Origin of the sequence: Kitasatospora sp. NPDC101235 (assembly GCF_044767505.1) — a bacterium.
GTDB lineage: Bacteria > Actinomycetota > Actinomycetes > Streptomycetales > Streptomycetaceae > Kitasatospora.
In genome coordinates, this window is the sequence record NZ_JBIWNZ010000022.1 from 106,337 (window position 1) to 119,863 (window position 13,527).

Genomic DNA, 13,527 nt, shown 5'->3' on the forward strand with positions numbered 1-13,527 from the left:
TCCTTCGCGCCGCCGGGGGCCCCGGGGGGCGGCCCCCCCCGGGGGGGGGGGGGGGGGGGGGGGGGCGGGGGGGGGGCGGGCGGCGGGGCGGGGGGGGGGGGGGGGGGCCCCCCCCCCCCCCCACGAGTCTTCCGGTGCCGCCCGTCCGGGGCATCAGGGGCGGGAGGCCGCCGCTCCCTGATCTTGCGTCAGGGTTTGCCCGGAGACGTGGAGCAGGAAGTCGGGCGGGCCGACTTCCCACACCTTCGCCATCGCGGGAGGACGGCAGGGGCGGCGGCGCCAAGCAGCTTCAGGCAGTGTTCAGTTGTTCACCGGAGGCAGCACGTTCTGCTGGTAGGCGGCCGGGTCGCCGACGTCGCCCGGCTTCTTGTACAGGCACACGATGTACGACTCCAGGCCGTCCTTGGTCTCGGCCGTCCCCTCGCCGGCGGCCCGGGCGCAGCCGATGCGGGTCGTGGCCTTCCACACCACCTGGGTGAACAGGCCCGTGCCCGGGTTCTGGTCGTAGCCGGGCTTGTCGAACTTGTAGTCGCTGCCCTGCTTGTACCAGGCGTCCACCGCGGAACGCGCCGGGGCCGCCTCGACGCCCAGCTCAAGGGGCCCGCCCCAGCCCCACCACGCGTTCTCTCCCACGCCCATGACCCGCCCCTCGTGCACCAGGTCGAGCCTATGCCCGGTGCTCAGGTGAGTGGCGCGCTGCTTGGCGTACTCGACGAGTTCGGGATCGAGCGTCATGGGCGGGGAGTTGTGCTTGGCACGGTACTGGTTGTGCGCCTGGAGGGCCTCGTCCTGGAACGCCTGATCCATCACGAGGGGAAGCGCAGGGCGGGGATAGCCCTCGGCTGCCTGGACGGGCTGCGCGGGCACGAGCACGCCCACGGCCGCCGCCGCGCTGCACGCTCCCAGGACGGCGTTGCGGATTCGACGTCGTTCCACGGCGGTCTCCTTCGCGCTCCGAGTGATCGTCAGCGGCTTAACGCCGCCACAGGCGCCAAGGGCACGGGAGACCAGCCGGAAGGATCGATTCCCTCGGCCGCCGGTATCTGGGGCAACAGTTCCGCGCGCGGGAAGATGATCATTCGCAGGGCAGACCCTGGCCGACTTCCCATTCCCGGCGGTTTGTCGGTGCGTTGGCGTGCCGCGGGGGCGGTCAGGCCATGCAGGCGTACCACTGGGTGCGGGCGTAGGACGCGCCGCCGACCCAGTAGTTGACGTTGTACGCCGCAGTGCACTGCTCCTCCTTGGACAGCACCCTGGGGTAGGCGTTCGCCTGGGTGCCGGTGGCCAGGACGAGCACGGGGGCCGGCACGGCCGCGGTGGCCGCGGCGGCGGCAAGTCGGCAGACCTTCATGAGTGTGGACCTCTCCTTCGAGACAGCCGGATGCTCCGGCGCAGCGCCGCACGAACGACGCGCGGGGCCCGAAATCCGAAGCCCGGCCGGAGTGTTCGGGCCCGTGCACCACATCCTGGCAGCGGTGGTCGACACGGGGATGTCCCACAAATCTCGGATGTCGAAGGAGTGGGAAGTCGGCTTGGTCGACTTCCCACTCCTGGTGGTTCATGGGCGTGTTGGGGTGGAGCTATGGCGGGGTTCAGGGGGCATCGGGGGTGGTGGGGTCGGTGAGGTCGAGTTCGGCCCAGACGGTCTTGGAGTTGGGGTGGCGGGGGATGGTGCCCCAGCGGTGGCAGAGGGCGTCGATGAGGGTGAGGCCGCGTCCGGTCTGGGCGTTGAGGGTGTGGACGGCGGGGAGAACGGGGAGCTTGTCACCCCGGGGGTCGCTGATCTCGATGCGGAGGGTGGTGCCCCGGCGCACGGTGGTGGTGAGTGAGAGGTGGAGCTCGAACCCGCGCCCCGGAAGGCGTCCGTGCGTGATCGCGTTGGCGGCGAGCTCCGCGACGATCAGCAGCGCGCAGTGGAACGGTTCGGTGTGCGTGGAGTGCAGCCCCCAGTCGGTGAGTTGACGCCTGGCGAGGCGTCGGCAGATGGCTGCGCCCTTGGGTGAGGCGGTGAGGGTGGTGGTGTGGGACCGGGGGTTGTCGAGGGGGATTTCGGTCGTCATGGGAAGAAGCGTGGCGTGACCGACGTACGCTGGCCATGAATTCGGCGGGCACGGAGAGTGCATGTACGGACACAAAGGGTCGGCTTGTCGGTCGGCCCGGATCAATCGATCGCGAGGGCAGGTGGTGGTCATGGCTGGCGTCGAGCGCACGGTGTTCGATGACGGTGAGACGGCGGAGAACTCGGACGGGGTCGCGGAGTTCTACAGCGCGGTGGGCAAGCTGATCAAGCACTTCCGTGAGCGGGCCGGCATCACGCAGAAGGAGCTGGCCAAGCTGACCGGCTACAGCGAGGACCAGATCGGCGCGATGGAGCGGGGCGTGCGAACGGCGAGGATCGAGTACCTGACGAAGGTGGACCCGATCATCAACGCCGGTGGTGCCTTGAGGGTCATCGCGGACGACGTGATGAAGGCGAAGGTCCGGATGAGTGAGCGTCATCCGGCCTTCTCCAAAGCCTTCACGTCGGAGGAGAACCGGGCCATCGAGATCCACGAGTACGGCACGATGGTGATTCCGGGACTGCTTCAGACCGAGGCGTACATCCGCGCTTTGTACGAGATGCGTCGGCCGGTTCTCTCGCCCGAGCAGATCGACGAGTGGGTGGCGGCGCGACTGGCCCGGCAGGAGATCCTGGCCCGCTGGCCCGTGCCGGTGGTGACGTGGGTGATCGATGAGAGCGTGCTCCGTCGCCCGCTGGGCGGGTGGGACGTGCACAGGGAGCAGCTCCAACACCTGCTGAAGGTGGGGCAGATGCGGGGCCCCGAACTCCAGGTCATGCCGCTCGACCGGATGAGTCACGCGGGAATGGGCGGCTCGTTCACCATTCTGACCCCGCCCGGCCGACCGCAGATCGGCTATGCCGCGGCGCAGCACGTGAACCGTCTGATCACGGATCCGGCGGAAGTCCGTAATATGGCCGCACGGTACAGCAGTATCCGGGCCCAGGCCCTGGGGCTGAGGGAGTCCCTGGCCTTGATCGAAGCGATTCTGGGAGAGCGGTAGGCATGGCCGAGCTGGCGTGGTTCAAGAGCAGCTACAGCACCAACGAGGAAGCCCAGTGCATCGAGGTCGCCGAGACCCCCGGTGTCGTCCACGTACGTGACTCCAAGGACAAGAGCGGCCCCCAGCTGGCCTTCGAGCCGGCCGCGTGGGGGGCGTTCGTGAAGTTCGCCGCCACCACCGAGGTCTGATCCGAAGACCCCCCTCAACGGCCCACCGCCTTCCGGGTGGCGGGCCGTTGGCGTACCGTCACAAACATGGAACTGGCCTGGTTCAAGAGCAGCCACAGCGGCAACGAAGGCGGCGCCTGCATCGAGGTCGCCGAGACCCCCGGTGTCGTCCACGTCCGCGACTCCAAGGACAAGAGCGGCCCCCAGCTCGCCTTCGAGCCGGCCACCTGGGAGGCGTTCGTGAAGTTCGCCGCCACCGCCGACGTCAGCTGAGGCCCAACGCCAGGCACTCGACGATCGGGGCGGCGTACACCCCGTGCGGGTCGAGTTCCGGGTCGTAGATGGCGACGTCCAGCCCGATCACCCGGCCAGTGCCGACCAGCGTTGAGACGAGCCCACCCAGCTGGGCGAAGTCCAACCCAGGACGCCCCGGGGAGTCCACCGCGGGCAGGACACGTTCGTCCAGCACGTCCAAGTCCACGTGCAGCCAGACGCGTTCCAGCCCGCGCCCCTCCCAGTGGGCGACGACCTTCTCCCCCAGCTCGGCGATGCCGATCCGCTCGATCTCCTGGGCGGTGAAGCGGACAACCGGCGGAACCTCCTCGCTCTCCCGATCGCCGATCTGGACCACGTCCTCGTCGGCGACCAGCGGCCGGCCCACCGCCGGCCATTCCGTGAGCAACGGCTCGCCCCGGCCGGTGGCGAGGGCCAGGTCCATGCCGGCCACCGAGCCGAGGGACGACAGCCCGACATCCGAGTTGCCGGGATGCCGGAAGTCGCTGTGCCCGTCGAGGTGAACCAGGCCGCACCGGCCCTCGCTCCGGGCTCCCAGCAGGCACCCCAGCAGGATGCTGCAGTCGCCGCCCAGCACCACCGGGAACCGGGAGGCGGCGAGCGCCTCCCGGACCGCCTCGCCCAGCCGCAGCGTGTGCTCGCGGATGGTCACGCCGTTGCGGATGCGGGTGGCCGGCTGCGCTTCGACGTCGTACGGCGGGCGGTCGAGCTCCACCACCCGGGCCGGCCGCAGCCGCGCTTCCAGCCCCGCCGAGCGCAGTGCCTGCGGGGCCCGCCAGGTGCCGGGTTCGTGGCCTGGCGCGGGCGGGCGCAGGCCGAGGTTCCAGGGGGCCGTGATGAGCTCGACGGCGGCAGCCATGGCCGTCTCCTTTTCAGTCGGGGACCATCGTTTCCAACCGGATAACATCAGTACACTGGTTGGATAGAGCATGGCAAGGACAGGAGAGGCGATCAGGCATGACGGGAACCATCGCGGCGCACACCTTCACGCCCCGCGACCTGGTCGGCGGGCACCTCGTCGTCGACCTGGTGAACACGGTCACGGCACGCGACGCCGAGGGCATCGACTGGCTCGACGGCTACCCGCGCCTGCTGGAATGGGCCGCCCTCACCGGCGAGTTCGACCCCGCCGACCTCGCGGCTCTCCAGCAGCTCGCCGACGCCCAGCCCGCCAACGCCGCACAGGCCCTGGACCGCGGCCGCGAGCTGCGCGAGGCCCTGCACGCGCTCATCACGGCGCTGATCGACCAGGACGCCCCCGCCCCCGCGGAGGCGCTCGCCCAGGTCGAGCAGCACTGGAAACGTGCCGCCGCCCGCGCCCACCTCGCCGTCCACGGGAACGCGCCACAACTCCTGGTCAGCGTTGGGGATTCGGGGCTGGAGTACCTCAACCACGCACTCGCTCTCTGGGCGTTCGACCTGCTTCGCTCGCTGCCGCTGGACCGCACCCGCGTCTGCCCCGGTCATCGCTGCGGCTGGGTGTTCATCGACAGCTCCCGAGGCGGTCGCCGCCGCTGGTGCGACATGGGCACGTGTGGGAACTCCGCCAAGGGGCGCACCCACTACCAGCGGAGCCGACACGCATGAAGCACCGCCCGTCCGACCGCTACGACCCGTACAGATGCGGGATGTCGGGTCTCACGCGCGGGCCAGCAGGCAGACGTAGGAGCGGGCTTCCTTCTGGGGGTGCGGCTGTTCGAGGCGGCTCGTGACGGTGAAGCCGGCCCGTTCAAGGAGGTCCACGAGCTGCCCGGCCGGGATGAGATGCGAGGCGTACGACACTGGGTGGCCGTACGCCTGGGTGGGGCGCAGCAGTTGGGCCTCGCCGGCGTGGCCACCGAGGAGGAGGTGGCCGGCGGGGGCGAGGACGCGATGGAACTCGGCGAAGAGATGCGGAAGTTGTTCGGCGGGGGTGTGGTGGACGGAGTACCAGGCGAGGATGCCGCCGAGGGCGCCGTCGGGCAGGTCGAGGGCAGCCATCGAGCCGTGCAGGAAGCGCAGTTCGGGGTAGGCCCGACGCGCCAGGGCGACCATCTCGCCCGACACGTCGACGCCGAAAGCCGACAGCCCCAGACCGTCCAGGTACGCCGTCACCCGCCCCGGCCCGCAGCCGAGGTCCGCGACCTCGCCACAGCCCGACTCCCGCACCAGCTCGGCGAAGGCGGCGAGCATCGCCCGGGACACCGGGTCCATGCCCTCCGGCGGGACCACGAGGCGGACGTAGTCGGCGGCGACGGTGTCGTACGACGTCCGGACGGCGGCGAGGTGCGCGGGTTCGGTCACCGCGCCACCCTAGTGCTGCGGCCCGCCGTGTTCGCCCGACAAGGTGCACAGCTCAGCCTTGCGACAGTTCCGCCACCTCACAGGAGTGGGAAGTCGGACCCGCCGACTTCCCACTCCATCACGTTGCAGCCCGGCTCAGAGGACGAAGTAGCTCGCCCCGATGGCCCGCGCGAACGTCCCGGGATCCACCTCCGCCGTCACCGGCCCCTGGCAGTTCGCCGCGGAGTGCACCAGAACCGTCGAATCCGTGAGGTTCAGGATGGACACCGGGGACGAGGTCGCGTAGCAGCCCCGCTGCGGATTCTCCTTGGGTACCCCGTTCACCACCAGGACGCCCGTGGCTGCCTGGGCGGGAACGGCGAGTGCGAGCACACCGGCGACGGCCAGCATGCCGACCCCCGCGATACGACGACGCATGACTGTTCTCCCTTTTTTCCGGGGGCGCACGACTGGGAGCGCGCGCCTCTGCGGACCAGGGATTCCCCTCGCACCCCGTCCGCCTCGGAACAATCGCTGCCGCTCCCTCGAATCGGCGAGCGCGCAGAGGCATCGGACGACGGCGAGGTGGGAGGAACCGGTCACCCGACCAGCTTGGCTGCCCTGGCGGCGCGCTCGGCGAACACCTTCTCCCGCCGGTCCGCGGTCTGCTTCATCATCCGCTTGCGGTCCCGGGCGGAGAGGCGGTCGATGTAGAGCCCGCCGTTCAGGTGGTCGGTCTCGTGCTGGAGGCAACGGGCGAAGTAGCCGGTGCCGTCGATGGTGATGGGCTCGCCGTGCCGGTTGACGCCGCGCACCACGGTCCGGGCCGGGCGGGCGAGCCTGGTGTTGGCGCCGGGAACGGAGAGGCAGCCTTCGGTCTCCTCGATCAGCGCACGCCCGGGATCCTGTTCCTCGACCACCGGGTTGAGGATGTGCCCGGTGTGCCGGACGCCGTCGTCGTCGGGGCAGTCGTAGACGAACAGACGCAGGTCCACGTCCACCTGGTTGGCGGCGAGGCCGCAGCCGTCGGCAACGTGCATGGTGGCGAACATGTCGTCGATGAGCTGCGCCAGGCGCTCGCTGCCGAAGTCCTCTTCCGTCGCCGTGCGGCAGGTGCGGCGGAGGATCTCCTCCCCCACCTCGGTGATCCGCAGGACGGTCGGGCGTTCGCGCGGCTCGGACACGGGTGCTCCTTCGAGAGGCTGGGCTTGCTGCCAGCTTTGCAAAGTAGCAGACTTTGCAAAGTGACCGAAGACCTCGTCAGAAGCGGCCCCCTCCCCGAGCACGCCGTCCGCACCGCGCTGCTGGAACTGCTCGCCGAGCACGGCACCGTCACCTCCACCGAAGCCGCCGCCCGGCTCGGCCTCAGCTCGGGCCTCTGCTCGTTCCACCTGCGGCAGCTGGCCCGGTACGGGCTGATCGAGGAGGCCCCGGCCACCGACGGGCGGGCCCGGCCGTGGCGGCTTCCGACGGCCCAACCGCCCTCAGCAGAAGGAGAGTTCGGCGAGCTGGCGCGCGGCCTGGAGGACGAGAGTCACCAGCGCTGGCTCGCCCGGCGCGCCGAGGCCCCGGCCGAGTGGCAGCGGGACGAGGCCTTCAGCGCCGTCGTCTACCTGACGCCCGAGGAACTGACCGCCGTCGGCGAGGCCGTCCGCCAGGTCCTCGCCCGCTACCGGGGCCGCGAGACCGACCCGGCCTCCCGCCCCGCCGAGGCTCGCCCGGTCGCAGCCGTGACGCGCCTGTTCCCACTGATCGACGAGTAGTTCACACCGCCCGCGCCCGCACCGCCCGTACCAGCGGCCCGGCCACCAGCCCCAAGGCCGCTCCCAGGACGACCCCCTGCACCCCGTCCCAGACGTCCTGCACGTCGCAGTCCCGCCCGATCGCCGGCAGCGCGTACTGCACCGCCGACACCGCGAACGGCAGCGCCGCCGCACCCAGCAGCGCCACCGCCGCCCGCCGCCGGGTGCCCGCCAGTGCGGCCGCGAACCCGACCGGGGCGTACGTCGCCAGCTTGAGCTCGATGTGCCGAACGTGCAGCAGTTCGTACGGCGATCGCGGCCGGCCACCCTCCAGGGCGCACTGCCGGACGGCGCCCTCCGAGAGCCTGAACGCCTCCGGCAGCAGCGTCGCCACGACCACCCCGCCGAGTCCGAGCAGCAGCACGAAGCCCACCACCCAGTGGGCCCGCAGCAACCGCCCCACCGGCCGGTTCAGCAGAGCCGCGGGCACCAGTGAGAGCAGCAGCCCGGGCCAGAACATCGGCATCCCGCCGAGCACCGCACTGATCACGCCTCAAACGGACGCACCGAACACTCGCCCGGTTCTCACCGGAGGCGGGGAAAACCACCGGACGGTCACCGCACGGTCACCGCACGGCGTTCCGGCCGTGCGGTCCCCGGGCCCGAGTGGCTCCACGGCATCCGGCCACGGAGCCACCGCAAAAACCCGTTTGCGGACCAGGGCAACCACTGCTAACTTTCCGGAGGCCGTGCAAGAGAACGAGGAGGTGGTACCCGTGAACGCAGTATCGACATGGGTGCTCCCCTCCGGGGTCACGGTCGGGCGATAGGTCGTCGTCCGGGAGCGCCATCTCTGAGCACTCCCGAAAGGCACGACCATGCACTTCACTTCTGAGCAGCGTTTCGACAACGACGTCGTCGAGCGCGAGTTCACCCTCGGCGAGATCCCCGGCATCCTGTGGACGCCCGCGTCCGCCTCCGCGTCCGCACCGGCGCCGCTGATCCTGATCTGTCCCCCGCCGCTCGGACTGAGCAAGGTGTACCCCCGGCTGGCGGGGCGGGCCCGGTACTACGCGGCGGAGTACGGCTTCGCCGCGGCCACCATCGAACTCCCCGGAAGCGGTGACCGTCCCCGTTGGGCCGCCGCCGACCAGGCCCGCGCCGACCTGCGCCGGGTGATGGAAGCCGGCGAGCCGGTCAGCGGCGAGATCATCGACGCCCTGATCCTCCCGCTGGTCGAGAAGGCCGTCCCGGAATGGCAGGCCGCCCTGGACGCCCTCCTTTCGCTGCCCGAGATCGGCGGCCCGGTCGGATACGAGGGGGGAATCATCTCCATCGGCGTCCGGCTGGCGGTGGTCGAGCCGCGCATCGCGGCCGCCGGTCTCTTCGCCGGGAGTCTCGTGCCCGCCGCCATCTTCGAGGAAGCCCGGCAGGTCACCATCCCGCTGCAGGTCCTGCTGCAGTGGGACGACGAGGGGAACCCCCGGCAGGCGGCCCTGGACCTGTTCGACGCCTTCGGCTCCAAGGAGAAGACCCTGCACGCCAACATGGGCGGGCACACCGGCGTCCCGCAGTACGAGCTCGACGCCGGGGCCCGGTTCTTCGCCCGGCACCTGAAGTGAGGCCGGGTCGTCAGGCCGGCAGCAGACGGTAGGCGGTAGGCGGTAGGCGGTAGGCAGTGCCGGCCAGGACACCGCTCATCGAGGAGATGCCCCGGCCCTCCTCGATGGCGGCGGCCGGCAGATGCACGACCGCCCCGATCGCGGCGGTACCGGCCATCGGCGGTACCGCCACGATCGGGGCGACGCTCGGCCACCAGTGCCTCCCTCGGCCGGGCCCATGCCGTGAGGCACTCGGCCCGGCCGGATCAGTGCGGGATCGAGGAGATCAGCTCCTGCGCCCCCTGCCGCTTGAGCGCCAGCGCCACCGAGGTCCCGAGGTCCTCCGGGCTGAGCGCGCCCGCCCACTCGTGGGCGTCCAGCACCTGCTTGCCGTCCGGGGTGAAGACCCGGCCGCGCAGCGAGAGGCGGCCGTCCCTCTCCGCTCTGGCGTAACCGGCGATCGGGCTGTTGCAGTGGCCCTGGAGCGCGTGCAGGAACATCCGCTCGGCCGCCGCCTCGCGCCAGGTGTCGTGGTGACCGAGGGCGGAGACCGCCTCGATGGTCGCGGTGTCGCCCTCGCGGCACTGCAGGACGAGGATGCCGGCGCCGATCGGCGGGCACATCGCCTCGATGCCGAGCACCTCGGTGATCCTCGCCTGCTCACCGATCCGTTCCAGGCCGGAGACGGCGAGCAGCAGCGCGTCGACGTCCTCGGCCTCCAGCTTGGCGAGCCGACTGTTGGCGTTGCCGCGGATCGGGACGCATTCCAGGTGCGGGTGGGAGGCGGCGAGCTGGGCGACCCGGCGGACGGAGGAGGTGCCGATCCGGGTGCCGGGCGGGAGTGCGGCCAGGGTGAGGCCGCCGGGGTGGACGAGGGCGTCGCGGATGTCGTCGCGGCGCAGGTAGGCGGCGAAGACGGTGCCGGCGGGCAGCGGGCGGTCGGCGGGGACGTCCTTGAGACAGTGCACGGCGACGTCGGCCTCCCCGGCGAGCAGCGCGGCGTCGACCTCCTTGGTGAACGCGCCCTTGCCGCCGAGCTGGGCGAGATCACCCGTCCAGCGGTCGCCCGAGGTGGTGACGGGCACCACCTCGGTGCGCAGACCCTGGTGCCGGGCGGCGAGTTCGGTACGGACCCGCTCGACCTGGGCGAGTGCCATGGGCGAGGAGCGGGAGACGATGCGGATCAGCTCAGCGGTGGCCATGGCGCGATGATAGGCGTCCACACAGCGTGGATTGAGCATCCGTCAGCGCCATGACAGACGCGGCGGACGATACCGCAAGCCCGGACGACACGGACGGCCGGTCGAGGTGTCCGACCGGCCATCCGCCCTACGGTCTGCGCTCACTCGTTGTGCAGCACCTCGGCGATCGGCAGCCGGGCTGCCGAACGGGCCGGGACGAGCGCGCCGAGGACGGCGATCGCGACGCCCGCGAGGGCCAGGCCGACGAGCAGCGGCGCGCTCCAGATGTCGATCGTCTCCTCCCGGAAGATGATCGTCCCGACGTGCTCGACGAGCAGCCGGTGGGCCACCACTCCCACCGGGATGCCGATGATCCCGCTCACCACGCCCTGCCAGGCCACCGAGGTGACCGTCATCACCACCACCTGCCGGGGCGTCATCCCGATCGACTTCAGCATGCCGAGGTCCCGGCGGCGCTCGCGGATGGTGAGCAGCAGGGTGTTGAAGACGCCGAGCGCGGCGACCACCGACAGCAGCACCGTGAAGATCGTGGTGAACGCGATGACCGCGGCGACCGGCCCGGCCAGGTCGGGGTCGAACACCGAGGTCGAGAGACTCGGGTCGGCGTCCGAGACGGCCTTGCGGTACGCCTCGGCGTCGGCGCCCCTGGCGAGCTTCACGTCGTACTCGACCACGTGCGGGTCGTCGGTGAGCGCGGCCCTGGTGGCGTCGTTGGAGGCGAACGCCCGCGGGTTGCCCTCGTCCTCCTCACCGACGAGGGTGACGGGCAGCTGCCGCCCGTCCAGGAGCAGGGTGAGCTTGTCACCGACCTTGAGCCCGTGCTGTCGGAGGAAGGACGGCCCGGCCTCGATCTCGTTCGGGCCGGTCGCCGGGCGGCCGTTCACCACCGAGAGCCGCTTGGAGTTCGCGATGTCGTCACCGCCGTAGAAGTCGGCGAACGCGGGCTGGTTGTGGCCGACCAGCCCGACCTGGACCAGCCCGCGCGTGCTGACCCGCTCGGCGCCGGGGGTGGCGCGCAGCATCGCCTCGGTCTGAGCCGAAGTGAGCTTCGGCTCGACCTTGTTGTCCGCGAAGTGGGCGGTCTGCACGTTGACGTGGGTGTGGCCGTCGGTGTGGTCCACCAACTTGGTCAGGGTGCTGCTCAGACCGGTCGTCATCGTCACGGTGACCACGCCGAGCACGATCGCCGACATGGTCAGCGCGGTGCGGCCGGGGCGGGCGAAGGGCTGGCCGAGGCCGAGGCTGACCGCGCGCGGCAGCCGGGTGCCGCTCAGCCGGCGCTGGATCTTCAGCCCGCGCCCGTTGCGCGGCGCGCTGCCGGCCGAGATGGCCTGGGCGGCGGAGAGCCGGTGGGCGCGCGAGGCCGGGGCCAGGGCGGCGAGGAGGACCAGCAGCGGGATGCTGACCAGGGTGGCGACGGGCAGCCAACCGGCGGGCTCGATCACGGCGGTGCCGGTGACGATGCCGGAGAAGGCGGACTTGAGGATCGGGTGCGCCGCCACCCAGCCGACCGCCGTACCGAGGACGGTGCCGGCGACCGCGGGCACCGAGACCATGGTCAGGTAGACCGTGACCACCTGGCGCGGGGTGAAGCCGATCGACTTCAGCACGCCGATGTGCCGGTAGCCGGAGACCACCGCGCCGCTCACCACGTTGCCGACGATCAGCGCGGAGACCACCAGGCCGAGCACGCCGAAGACCGTCATCAGCGGAAGGTAGGCGTCGGCCCCCGCCGAGAAGGCGTCCTTGAGCACCAGGTACGACTGCGCGCTGGCGATCGCGTCCTCGGGCAGGCTCTCGGTGGCGGTGCCGAGGGCGGAGGTGAGCGCCTGCTCGCTCGCGGCGTCGGTGAAGCGGTAGAGCATCTGCCGGCCGGTGGGGTGCAGGGCGGAGGCCTGTTCGGGGGTGACCCAGCCGCCGGCGCTCTGGCTCATGCTGGTGGCGAAGCCGACGATGGTGAGGTGCCGGCCGCCGCCGATGGGGAGCGGGGTGTTCAGGAGCTTCTCCGCCGCACCTCCGAACGGCGAGTTGAGGACCACCTCGCCGGGTGCGGTGGCCCAGCGGCCGGACAGCAGCTCCACCCGGTCCACCGGCCCTGCCGGGTCGGCCCGGCCGACCACGGTCAGCGGTCCGGGCGGGCTGCCGAACCAGTCGCTGGGGATCTCCACCGTGGCCTGGTCGAAGGGCCCGGCGGCCGCCTCGACGCCCGGCCGGTGGGCGGTGGCGGCCAGCTGCTCGGCGGAGGCCTTGGACGGGTCGAAGGCCGCGACGATGTGAGCACCCCTCTGCTCGCCGAAGGCCGCGTCGAAGGGGGCCCGGGCAGCGCTGATCACCGCGAGGGCGAGCAGCACGGTCGTGGTGGAGCAGAAGACGACCAGGCCGATCACGATGGTCTGCACCCGGCGGCGCTTCACCGCGGCCCGGGAGGCCCGCCACACCGCGCCGGTCACGACTGTGCCTCCAGCATCCGCTCGTTCGCCACCTTGCCGTCCGCCACCTCGACCAGCCGGCTGGCGCAGCGGGTGGCCAGGTTGGGGTCGTGGGTGACGATCAGCAGGGTCTGCCCGATCTGGTTGAGGTCGATCAGCAGGTCCATCACCTGCTCGCCCGAGCGGCTGTCCAGCGCGCCGGTCGGCTCGTCCGCGAGCAGCAGCGCCGGGCGGTTCATCAGGGCGCGGGCCACCGCGACCCGTTGGCGCTCGCCGCCGCTCAGGGTGGCCGGGTAGACGTCCTTGCGGTGGGCGACGCCGAGTTCGTCCAGCAGCTCCAGTGCCCGGCGCCGGGCCTGGCGGGCGCTGGTGCCGGTCAGCTGGGCGGCCAGGGCGACGTTGTCGAGGGCCGGGAGGTCGTCGATCAGGTTGAAGAACTGGAAGATCATGCCGATGTGGCGGCGGCGGAAGAGGGCCAGCCCGTTCTCGTTCAGCTGCCCGAGGTCCTGCCCCTGCACCCGGACGGTGCCGGCGGTGGGGCGGTCCAGTCCGGCCACCATGTTCAGCAGGGTGGACTTGCCGCACCCCGAGGGGCCCATCACGGCGACCGCCTCGCCGGCGCGGATCCGCAGGTCGACGCCGTCGAGTGCCCTGGCGTCGCCGAACTCCTTGTGGACTCCGGACAGCTCGACGACGACCTGCGCGTCGCCCGGCCGGGAGGTCCCGTCGTGGTCGTTGCTCATGGTGGACGACCGTAGGCGCAGGTG

General features: G+C 71.5%; 18 protein-coding genes. 6 read left to right on the plus strand and 12 right to left on the minus strand.

What is annotated here, in order from left to right; all coding sequences use genetic code 11:
* Positions 1 to 300: 300 nt before the first annotated feature.
* The 3 genes from ACIRRH_RS30475 to ACIRRH_RS30485 form a co-directional block, all read right to left on the minus strand.
* Positions 301 to 936 (minus strand): CAP family protein, encoded by a 636-nt coding sequence (locus tag ACIRRH_RS30475; RefSeq protein WP_403073792.1) that lies wholly within the window; start codon positions 934 to 936, stop codon positions 301 to 303.
* 214 nt (positions 937 to 1,150) lie between these two features.
* Positions 1,151 to 1,351 (minus strand): hypothetical protein, encoded by a 201-nt coding sequence (locus ACIRRH_RS30480; protein ID WP_403073794.1) that lies wholly within the window; start codon positions 1,349 to 1,351, stop codon positions 1,151 to 1,153.
* A gap of 241 nt (positions 1,352 to 1,592) precedes the next feature.
* Positions 1,593 to 2,060, minus strand: coding sequence for an ATP-binding protein (locus tag ACIRRH_RS30485; RefSeq protein WP_403073796.1), 468 nt, complete (start codon positions 2,058 to 2,060; stop codon positions 1,593 to 1,595).
* Positions 2,061 to 2,190: 130 nt separating this feature from the next.
* Between ACIRRH_RS30485 and ACIRRH_RS30490 the strand changes: the two genes are divergently transcribed.
* The 3 genes from ACIRRH_RS30490 to ACIRRH_RS30500 all read left to right on the plus strand — a co-directional run bounded on the left by ACIRRH_RS30490 (position 2,191) and on the right by ACIRRH_RS30500 (position 3,503).
* Positions 2,191 to 3,063, plus strand: a complete 873-nt coding sequence (locus ACIRRH_RS30490) for a helix-turn-helix domain-containing protein (RefSeq protein ID WP_403073798.1) — start codon at positions 2,191 to 2,193, stop codon at positions 3,061 to 3,063.
* 2 nt (positions 3,064 to 3,065) lie between these two features.
* Complete coding sequence (locus ACIRRH_RS30495) at positions 3,066 to 3,251, plus strand: DUF397 domain-containing protein (protein WP_403073800.1); 186 nt, start codon at positions 3,066 to 3,068, stop codon at positions 3,249 to 3,251.
* 66 nt (positions 3,252 to 3,317) lie between these two features.
* Positions 3,318 to 3,503, plus strand: coding sequence for a DUF397 domain-containing protein (locus ACIRRH_RS30500; protein WP_403073801.1), 186 nt, complete (start codon positions 3,318 to 3,320; stop codon positions 3,501 to 3,503).
* Here the strand turns inward: ACIRRH_RS30500 and ACIRRH_RS30505 are convergent.
* A complete protein-coding gene (locus tag ACIRRH_RS30505) occupies positions 3,496 to 4,383 on the minus strand; it encodes an arginase family protein (protein ID WP_403073803.1) in 888 nt (295 codons plus the stop codon). The two genes, ACIRRH_RS30500 and ACIRRH_RS30505, sit on opposite strands and share 8 nt — an antisense overlap.
* A 98-nt stretch (positions 4,384 to 4,481) precedes the next feature.
* Here ACIRRH_RS30505 and ACIRRH_RS30510 point away from each other — a divergent pair, with 98 nt between their 5' ends.
* The gene (locus ACIRRH_RS30510) at positions 4,482 to 5,111 is read left to right on the plus strand and encodes a CGNR zinc finger domain-containing protein (protein WP_403073805.1); all 630 of its coding nucleotides are present in this window, start codon (positions 4,482 to 4,484) and stop codon (positions 5,109 to 5,111) included.
* Positions 5,112 to 5,162: 51 nt separating this feature from the next.
* Here the strand turns inward: ACIRRH_RS30510 and ACIRRH_RS30515 are convergent, their stop codons facing one another.
* The 3 genes from ACIRRH_RS30515 to def all read right to left on the minus strand — a co-directional run bounded on the left by ACIRRH_RS30515 (position 5,163) and on the right by def (position 6,970).
* Entirely contained in the window at positions 5,163 to 5,807 is a 645-nt protein-coding gene (locus ACIRRH_RS30515) for a class I SAM-dependent methyltransferase (protein ID WP_403073807.1), read from the minus strand.
* A gap of 135 nt (positions 5,808 to 5,942) precedes the next feature.
* On the minus strand, positions 5,943 to 6,224 hold the full coding sequence (locus ACIRRH_RS30520; RefSeq protein ID WP_403073809.1) for a hypothetical protein: 282 nt from the start codon (positions 6,222 to 6,224) through the stop codon (positions 5,943 to 5,945).
* A 161-nt stretch (positions 6,225 to 6,385) separates the two neighbouring features.
* On the minus strand, positions 6,386 to 6,970 hold the full coding sequence (gene def / locus ACIRRH_RS30525) for a peptide deformylase (protein WP_403073811.1): 585 nt from the start codon (positions 6,968 to 6,970) through the stop codon (positions 6,386 to 6,388).
* A 60-nt stretch (positions 6,971 to 7,030) separates the two neighbouring features.
* On the opposite strand from def, the gene ACIRRH_RS30530 reads away from it, so the two are divergent.
* Complete coding sequence (locus tag ACIRRH_RS30530; protein ID WP_403073813.1) at positions 7,031 to 7,549, plus strand: winged helix-turn-helix domain-containing protein; 519 nt, start codon at positions 7,031 to 7,033, stop codon at positions 7,547 to 7,549.
* Between the two features lies 1 nt (position 7,550).
* Here the strand turns inward: ACIRRH_RS30530 and ACIRRH_RS30535 are convergent, their stop codons facing one another.
* Positions 7,551 to 8,078 (minus strand): hypothetical protein, encoded by a 528-nt coding sequence (locus ACIRRH_RS30535; protein WP_403073815.1) that lies wholly within the window; start codon positions 8,076 to 8,078, stop codon positions 7,551 to 7,553.
* Positions 8,079 to 8,406: 328 nt separating this feature from the next.
* Between ACIRRH_RS30535 and ACIRRH_RS30540 the strand changes: the two genes are divergently transcribed.
* Positions 8,407 to 9,150 carry an alpha/beta hydrolase gene (locus ACIRRH_RS30540; protein WP_403073817.1) on the plus strand — a complete coding sequence of 248 codons (744 nt, stop codon included), beginning with the start codon at positions 8,407 to 8,409 and terminating at the stop codon, positions 9,148 to 9,150.
* 10 nt (positions 9,151 to 9,160) lie between these two features.
* On the opposite strand, the gene ACIRRH_RS30545 is transcribed toward ACIRRH_RS30540, so the two are convergent.
* The 4 genes from ACIRRH_RS30545 to ACIRRH_RS30560 form a co-directional block, all read right to left on the minus strand.
* Positions 9,161 to 9,322, minus strand: a complete 162-nt coding sequence (locus ACIRRH_RS30545) for a hypothetical protein (protein ID WP_403073818.1) — start codon at positions 9,320 to 9,322, stop codon at positions 9,161 to 9,163.
* Positions 9,323 to 9,395: 73 nt separating this feature from the next.
* Positions 9,396 to 10,331, minus strand: a complete 936-nt coding sequence (gene hemC / locus ACIRRH_RS30550) for a hydroxymethylbilane synthase (protein ID WP_403073820.1) — start codon at positions 10,329 to 10,331, stop codon at positions 9,396 to 9,398.
* 140 nt (positions 10,332 to 10,471) lie between these two features.
* On the minus strand, positions 10,472 to 12,781 hold the full coding sequence (locus ACIRRH_RS30555) for an FtsX-like permease family protein (protein ID WP_403073821.1): 2,310 nt from the start codon (positions 12,779 to 12,781) through the stop codon (positions 10,472 to 10,474).
* Positions 12,778 to 13,503, minus strand: a complete 726-nt coding sequence (locus ACIRRH_RS30560) for an ABC transporter ATP-binding protein (RefSeq protein ID WP_403073823.1) — start codon at positions 13,501 to 13,503, stop codon at positions 12,778 to 12,780. The genes ACIRRH_RS30555 and ACIRRH_RS30560 overlap by 4 nt, the downstream gene beginning before the upstream one ends.
* Positions 13,504 to 13,527: the final 24 nt, after the last annotated feature.